The sequence below is a fragment of the Actinotignum sp. usb-actsch-rep-73 genome, assembly GCF_059082735.1.
In genome coordinates this window covers 162,633-169,675 of sequence record NZ_JBHNPV010000083.1, presented here as the reverse complement: position 1 = coordinate 169,675, position 7,043 = coordinate 162,633, and the positions used below count along the sequence as shown (strand labels likewise).

Below are 7,043 nucleotides of genomic sequence, written 5' to 3'. Positions count from 1 at the left end.
CTTACTTTCTACGTCGCTCACACAAGCACGAGCGTCGACAAAATCATGCGCGCCTTCATGACGTCGGGAGAGTTACCGGCGACGCGGAACAGATCCAGCAAGCGCAACCGCGCTGCATCCTTTGCTTCCGTGTCATCGGCCGTCGCAATGATCTTCAGCAACAGGTCAAACGCACCTTCGTGATCACCAGACGCAAAGAGAGCATCAGCATGGGCCGCCGGATCAGACGCATCAGCTGAAGCACTCCGCACAGCAACACGCACACGCGCCAAGTGAGCCTTCGCGGCCTCGTCCTTCGGATTCAGATCCAGGACCTTCTCCCACAAAGCGATCGCTTCATCCAGCTGTCCTGCTTCTTCGGCGCTAAGAGGAGCCTCGTGTGCAGGCGGAATCGGAGCAGCCGTATCCTCTTCGGACACCGCAATACGACCGTTAACCCCCATCTGAGCGCCAGCATCCAACACCTGATCAATGATCGGGCGCACCTGATCCTTCGGCGCAATTCCCTGGAACAACGGAAGCGGACGCTGATTCATCAACGCCACAACGGCGGGTACACCCTGAATCTGGAACGCCTGCGCAATGTGAGGCGACGCATCAACATCGCCAGTCGCCAACTGGAAACGACCCGCATAGTCGCGAGCAAGATCCTCCATCGAAGCAACAAACGGCTTCGACTCCAATTGTGACGACGAATACATGACAATGATCACCGGAACGGTCGCTGAATTCGCCATCAGATCTTGGAAGTTCTCTTCACTGACCTGCACAACCAGTGGCACATTCAACCCCACCTGAGCCTCAGGTGAGCCCGTTTCCTGGCCAGAAACCTGAGCGGAAGCTAAAGCCCCCAGCTCCACTGCCCCATGGGAGTCAGCAGGCATCATGCTCGATTCATTCGGCATTGTTCCTCCAATGCATTTCAGACATACGTCGGCGGTAGTACCAATCAAGCGCCCCTCGAAGCGTGAGAACTCTAGTTACCGGGGTTCGTTGATTCGTCCATCGTCACGGATTCAAGAACACGTTCAGCGCCGATAATACGCGCGACACCGCCTTGTTCGCTCGACGGAATGTTCATCATCACGGTCGCCACGTAGGTTGCAACCGCAGTGCCCTTGACCGAATCATCATCTCCTGCGTTCATGGTTGCCGTCTGGCCCCCCAGTCGCATCGTCGAGCCAGCAACCGTACGAGAGTACGTCAACGTGTACGAGAATGTCGTAGCGACAAGAGCCGAACCATCTTCCAGTACAACGCCCGTCACCGGGTTCTCCGTCAGTCTTGCCGACGCAGTCACATTACCGGCAGCTGCCAGCGAGGAATTCAACGACGATGCCGCATCAAGGTACTTGGACGTGAACTCGTCCGAAGCGAAGTGTTCATTCGAAGACAAAGATGCGTTCAGCATGTCCACATACGCTTGCGCAGCGTCACCGGGTGTCATGACAAACCCCTCGGTGTCATTCGTTACGTATGCCGACCCCTTCGTCACCGCAGGGGTGGTCAGCGAAGTTCCCCCGAGCATACGCGCCCACGCAACCAGCGAGTATTTGCTACGAGCATCGTTCTGCACGAGCATCTCGATGACGGGCAACTGCGACGTGTCGGCTTGGCGGATATTCACGATGGCACGAGGCCACTGCAACGAGTTTGTCACTGCTGTCGTCTGAGGAGTCAGGTCAAGCTGGGTAACAGCCTCACCGGACGCAACAGAGTAAGCGTATTGGGCTTTACGCATACGAGCTGCGCCACCGGAAATACGGCCGTCAAAGACGTCACCATTGAGCGCTTCATCAGCACTGTTCAACGTTTCTTGAACCTCTGCCAGCGCTGACGAAATCCGCTCTTGATCAAGGTTCGGCGAAACGGAGGCCGACTGGTTGGTGTCAGAAACAGTCAGTTCTCCCCCGCCACATCCAGCCAGGCCAAGCGTCGCTACAAGAGCAGTCGAAAAGACGAGAGTGCGTCGTTTCATTGCAATCTCCTTCGTCAATTCTTCTTCAACCAGCGAGACATGAGCTTCGTCCACGAGTCACTTCCGCTACGGGAAGCAGACGAGGATTCTTCAGACTCTGATCCCGCAGACTCATCAGAATCCGTCTGGTGCACAATCGGAATCAGGCCGGTGTGGAACTCGCGTCCATCAATCACGATCTTCTCTTCGCCCTTCTCACGGGCTTCGCGCAGTGCGCGACGGCTTGGAAGTGTGACGCCGGGGCGGATGCTCGACAGATCGATGATGCCGGTATCGGTTGAGACCTTCTCGGGCGGATCCTGGTCTTCGGTGCCCGCCCATTCACCGTGACGACCAGCCACCGGCTTCACAGTCTCTTCTGCTTCGGGGACTTCTTCTGAGGTGTTGTCTTCGCCCCCAGCTGAATCTTCAGATTCAGCTTGAGCAACCTGCTCACTGTCGCCGGAAACAGGGTCACCATCGATGGTCACATCATCGAAAGTGGTTGCGTCACTGGTTTCTTCAGTGGTTTCGCCGCCGTTTAGTCGGTCATCCGTCGCCCATTCGTCGATTGCCTGAGCTACTGCCTCTTCAGAATCGCTGACCTTGTCTGTAGCTTCAGTATCTGCGACTTGGAGGGCGTCATCAGAAGTGTCCTGTTGCGCAGACTCTTCGTTTTCCTCGGTGGAAGCGTCCTGAATAGAAGCTTCTTCGGCCTTCTTTGCATCGGCTAGGGCGCTCACCGCATTAACGTCAATTGCTTGAGTCTCGGTCGAGTCAGCGCTACGACGCTCTTCCAGCGCCTTCGCGCGCTCAGCACGATGACGAAGAAGCTGGTAACGGCTCAGGAATGCCACACCTGCGATCAACGCAAACAAGATCGCAAGAATAAAGGAAACAATCGCAAGAGTATTCACACTACGGGTTGCCCACGTCAGTGTCAGGGTCGTATCAGAAGCACCCGACGTAGAGACTGCCAGCACCGAAAGACCAGCGGAAACATCATCTAAAGACACGGATACCGTGCCCTCACCCGTCACGGAGTGCAACCACATATCAGACTTGGATGCGTCGGCAACCAACTGAGCAGGCTCAGTCCCCACCTGAGATTGAGTAGCACCAGACTGTGCACCAGACTGTGCACCTGACTGAGCACCGGAGTGCGCCGTATCCGAGCCAGACTGAGCACCAGACTGTGCACTCGACTGACCGGTATCACCAGCAACGCCTTCGTGCTGATTCACCTTCAGGACACTACGATCCGAGGTCAGACCAACAACTTCGGTGTAGGGATCGTTCCCGATCCAACCGAGGACGTCACCGGGAGTGCCGACACCCAGTGTCAGCTCAGCGCCCGATTTTGACGTCGCCGTCACGACAACGTTCTTGTCAAGCAACGGCAGAACGCGGTCACGCGTCATGATGATCGCCGTTGGCGACTCAATAGACGACGACAGTTCCTTTGGTGGCTGAAAAATGGTCAGAGCAAGGACACCAATGATCACAAAAACCAGTGCGATCGCGCCAGCGGTGGTAGCAGCGGCGTACGCCTTGATTCGGTTCACGCGTTGCCTCCTCGGTTATGAAGTAAAGACTCTAACCGTTCAACGATACGAGGAAACGCACGAACAGGCACATGAAATTCACTATCTCGTGACAAATAACATGAGATTAAAGGGCGCTTCCATACTCCTATGCCACTTCCTAGTTCGGACGCAGTCTCCTGTTCCAACAAGCCGTGTGCCAATGACGCCTACCATCGAGTCCCTGTGGCAGACCATAGGGAGCTTCTTCTGGCCATGCAACAACGTGTGCTGCCCCAACACGCACCGGGCGCAAACACCCCGGGCATGTATATTCCTTCGAAGATGACGAGACGCGACGAACCTGATAATCACTACCATCAGGCCCAGTTTCCGTATGAGGCATCGACGAAAGCCGTGTCATATCAAGCTCACGGTGAGGCTCACTCCATCGCCGTTTCATTGAACGCCGTGCCATGGCCCTACTTCTCCATTCGCTTCGTCATCATGGCGATAGATGTCAGCGCGCGTTCGACGACATCAGAACAGACGTAACTCAGGATCATCGAAGCCACGCATAGCGTCATAATCGAGCACAACACAGCGGATGCCACGATCCTCGGCCAGAGTACGAGCCTGCTTCGAAATCTCCTGGGCGGCAAAAATGCCCGACACATTCTTCAACAACGGATCGCGCGACAAAAGCGAAAGGTAGCGAGTCAACTGCTCAACACCATCGATACCGCCACGACGTTTCACTTCAATAGCAACATGCTCACCCTGCGGATTCTTCACCATCAAATCAACGGGGCCGATCGGAGTTTCAAACTCACGGCGAACGAAAGTCCAGCCTTCACCCAAGACTTCAGGAACCTGCTCTGCCAGCAACTCCTGAAGATGTGTCTCAACACCGTCCTTCACAAGACCGGGGTCTTCGCCCAAATCAACATTCACATCCGAGACGATGTCGTGAATCGAGATGACAAGACGGTCATCTTTCTTATCTGCTTGGACAGTCCACACTTCAGTAACGCCGTCGACTTCCTCATCACTTTCAGGCACTTCCACAGTGACCGTGCACGGGGCATTCATCCAATTCAGAGGCTTATATGATCCACCATCCGAGTGGATCAAAATTGAACCATCCGCCTTGAGCATGATGACGCGCGTGGCGGGGTCAAGGTGGGCTGACAGACGACCGGAATAATCAACGGTGCACGTTGCAATGAGGACTCGCACGCCCCAGAGCCTAACAGGTGAAGGCACTCGATCTTTACTATCAACGCCTCAGACGTGGCAAGATGCTCAAATTTCAAAGCTGAGAAGCAGGAAGCAGACAACCGAGTAGCAGTGCATGAAAGGAACTCAGACCTGAGGCGGACCGGATTCGACCCACGAGACAAGCGCATTGTATGTTTCCTTTGACAATGCGATCTCATAGCGCTTCTCGTTGGAGAGCAGGCGAATCTCAACAAGTTCGCCATCTTTAGAATGCGGGTTCGCCGCAGAGATCTGAAGTCCTCGACGCTTCACGGAATACACGGGCTTATTCGTCAAGCCAACCAAGCGATACCACGACAGCGATTCAACGTCGTAGAGTCCCAGTCCCGCGGTCCATCCCGAGTGCTGATCGGGACGTGAGAATGACCGGAATGCGCCAAGCTTGTTTTCCAAGTGACGCGCACGCACGTTAATGATCAGCAAGACAGGCAGACCAATAACCACAACACATACCACGAGCCACAGCACAATGGCGAAAAGCGAAGTCATAAAGCACCTCCGATCAAAAGTATGAAAGTGCCCCCGCTCGGATTCGCCCGAACGGGGGCTCCTTATCAGGAAATCGTACCGTGATCAGCGACCACGGTCACAAAATCAGAGTCAATGGACGCAAATCCGCTGTCAACGGTGAACGTCTGGACACCTTCCTTGGTCGTCACCAGCACAGTGCCTGCATTCAGCATGGCAAGCATGGGCTGACGACCCGGAAGAATACCCAGCTGTCCATCAACCACGGGGATCTGGACGGACGTACCAACGCCGTGCCAGAGACGTCCCTCGTGGGAGACAATTTCGACTTGGAGTACCTTGTCGGCCATCAGGCGTCCTCGCCGAGCTCGCGCCAGCGGCGCTCGAGGTCCTCGATGCCGCCGATGTTGAAGAACGCCTGCTCCGGAACCTTGTCGTAGTAGCCCTCGGCGATGCGCTTGAAGGCCTCGATGGTCTCCGACAGCGGGACCGTCGAACCGGGGACGCCCGTGAACTTCTCCGCCATATAGGTGTTCTGGGAGAGGAACTGCTCGATGCGCCGGGCACGCGAGACCGTGACCTTGTCCTCCTCGGAGAGCTCATCGACGCCGAGGATCGCGATGATGTCCTGGAGCTCCTTGTTCTTCTGGAGGATCGCCTTGACGTGCGTCGCCGTGTCGTAGTGCTCACGACCCACGAGGGCCGGATCGAGGATTCGCGAGGTCGAGGCGAGCGGATCCACGGCCGGGTAGATGCCCTTCGAGGCGATCTCTCGGGAGAGCTCCGTCGTCGCGTCGAGGTGCGCGAAGGTCGTGGCCGGGGCCGGGTCGGTGTAGTCGTCGGCAGGCACGTAAATGGCCTGCAACGACGTAATCGAGTGACCGCCCGCCGAGGTGATGCGCTCCTGCAACTGGCCCATCTCATCCGCGAGGTTCGGCTGGTAGCCGACCGCCGAGGGCATGCGCCCGAGGAGGGTGGAGACCTCGGAGCCCGCCTGGGTGAAGCGGAAGATGTTGTCGATGAACAGAAGCACGTCCTGGTGCTGCACGTCGCGGAAGTACTCAGCCATCGTCAGACCGGTGAGTGCGATACGCAGACGCGTCCCCGGCGGCTCGTCCATCTGGCCGAACACGAGGGCGGTCTTGTCGAAGACGCCGGCCTCGCCCATCTCGCGGATGAGGTCGTTGCCCTCTCGGGTGCGCTCGCCGACGCCCGCGAAGACGGACACGCCGCCGTGGTCCTGCGCGACTCGCTGGATCATCTCCTGGATGAGGACGGTCTTGCCGACGCCCGCGCCGCCGAACAGGCCGATCTTGCCACCCTGGACGTAGGGGGTCAGAAGGTCGATAACCTTGATGCCCGTTTCGAACATCTTGGTTCGGGCTTCAAGCTGATCGAATGCCGGAGGCTGGCGGTGAATTGGCCAACGCTCAGTGATTTCGAGTTGCTCGCCTTCCTTCAGATTCAGCGGTTCGCCGGTCACGTTGAACACGTGGCCCTTGGTGATATCGCCGACGGGAACCGAGATCGGTGCACCCGTGTCAGTGACAACAGCACCACGAACTAGGCCATCGGTCGGCTTCAGCGCGATGGTACGAACAAGGTTGTCACCGAGGTGCTGCGCGACCTCGAGGGTCATGGTGAAGGATCCTTCACCCTCGCCCTGTCCGGCAAGGTCAACATCAACCTTCAGTGCGTTGTACAGCGGAGGAATGCTGTCTGGCGGGAACTCGACGTCAACGACGGGGCCGACGACGCGAGCGACGCGACCTTCCGCTTTGTGTTCTTCCTGGCTCATAGTTCTTCTCCGTGTT

General features: G+C 57.0%; 8 protein-coding genes. All 8 read right to left on the bottom strand.

Annotation, left to right across the window (positions count from 1 at the left end):
* Positions 1 to 17: 17 nt before the first annotated feature.
* Positions 18 to 905: a tetratricopeptide repeat protein gene (locus AC5RE1_RS08390; protein WP_493938642.1), complete on the bottom strand. Its 888-nt coding sequence runs from the start codon at positions 903 to 905 to the stop codon at positions 18 to 20.
* 71 nt (positions 906 to 976) lie between these two features.
* Positions 977 to 2,032, bottom strand: a complete 1,056-nt coding sequence (locus tag AC5RE1_RS08385) for a hypothetical protein (RefSeq protein WP_285068067.1) — start codon at positions 2,030 to 2,032, stop codon at positions 977 to 979.
* On the bottom strand, positions 1,993 to 3,522 hold the full coding sequence (locus AC5RE1_RS08380) for a hypothetical protein (protein WP_285068066.1): 1,530 nt from the start codon (positions 3,520 to 3,522) through the stop codon (positions 1,993 to 1,995). The genes AC5RE1_RS08385 and AC5RE1_RS08380 overlap by 40 nt, the downstream gene beginning before the upstream one ends.
* A gap of 139 nt (positions 3,523 to 3,661) precedes the next feature.
* The gene (locus AC5RE1_RS08375; RefSeq protein WP_493938639.1) at positions 3,662 to 3,958 is read right to left on the bottom strand and encodes an Rv1322 family protein; all 297 of its coding nucleotides are present in this window, start codon (positions 3,956 to 3,958) and stop codon (positions 3,662 to 3,664) included.
* A gap of 62 nt (positions 3,959 to 4,020) precedes the next feature.
* Complete coding sequence (nucS, locus tag AC5RE1_RS08370; RefSeq protein ID WP_493938637.1) at positions 4,021 to 4,719, bottom strand: endonuclease NucS; 699 nt, start codon at positions 4,717 to 4,719, stop codon at positions 4,021 to 4,023.
* A gap of 126 nt (positions 4,720 to 4,845) precedes the next feature.
* The gene (locus AC5RE1_RS08365; RefSeq protein WP_103631922.1) at positions 4,846 to 5,250 is read right to left on the bottom strand and encodes a DUF2550 family protein; all 405 of its coding nucleotides are present in this window, start codon (positions 5,248 to 5,250) and stop codon (positions 4,846 to 4,848) included.
* Positions 5,251 to 5,315: 65 nt separating this feature from the next.
* Positions 5,316 to 5,579, bottom strand: coding sequence for a F0F1 ATP synthase subunit delta/epsilon (locus tag AC5RE1_RS08360; RefSeq protein WP_103631923.1), 264 nt, complete (start codon positions 5,577 to 5,579; stop codon positions 5,316 to 5,318).
* On the bottom strand, positions 5,579 to 7,027 hold the full coding sequence (atpD, locus tag AC5RE1_RS08355; protein ID WP_103631924.1) for a F0F1 ATP synthase subunit beta: 1,449 nt from the start codon (positions 7,025 to 7,027) through the stop codon (positions 5,579 to 5,581). Before atpD ends, AC5RE1_RS08360 begins: the two co-directional genes overlap by 1 nt.
* Positions 7,028 to 7,043 lie beyond the last annotated feature (16 nt).

What these genes read in the sequence shown, in the direction of transcription:
- AC5RE1_RS08365 (WP_103631922.1), bottom strand. Translation starts at nt 5,250, where the DNA reads ATGACTTCGCTTTTCGCCATTGTGCTGTGGCTCGTGGTATGTGTTGTG.
- AC5RE1_RS08360 (WP_103631923.1), bottom strand. Translation starts at nt 5,579, where the DNA reads ATGGCCGACAAGGTACTCCAAGTCGAAATTGTCTCCCACGAGGGACGT.
- atpD (WP_103631924.1), bottom strand. Translation starts at nt 7,027, where the DNA reads ATGAGCCAGGAAGAACACAAAGCGGAAGGTCGCGTCGCTCGCGTCGTC.
- AC5RE1_RS08390 (WP_493938642.1), bottom strand. Translation starts at nt 905, where the DNA reads ATGCCGAATGAATCGAGCATGATGCCTGCTGACTCCCATGGGGCAGTG.
- AC5RE1_RS08375 (WP_493938639.1), bottom strand. Translation starts at nt 3,958, where the DNA reads ATGGCACGGCGTTCAATGAAACGGCGATGGAGTGAGCCTCACCGTGAG.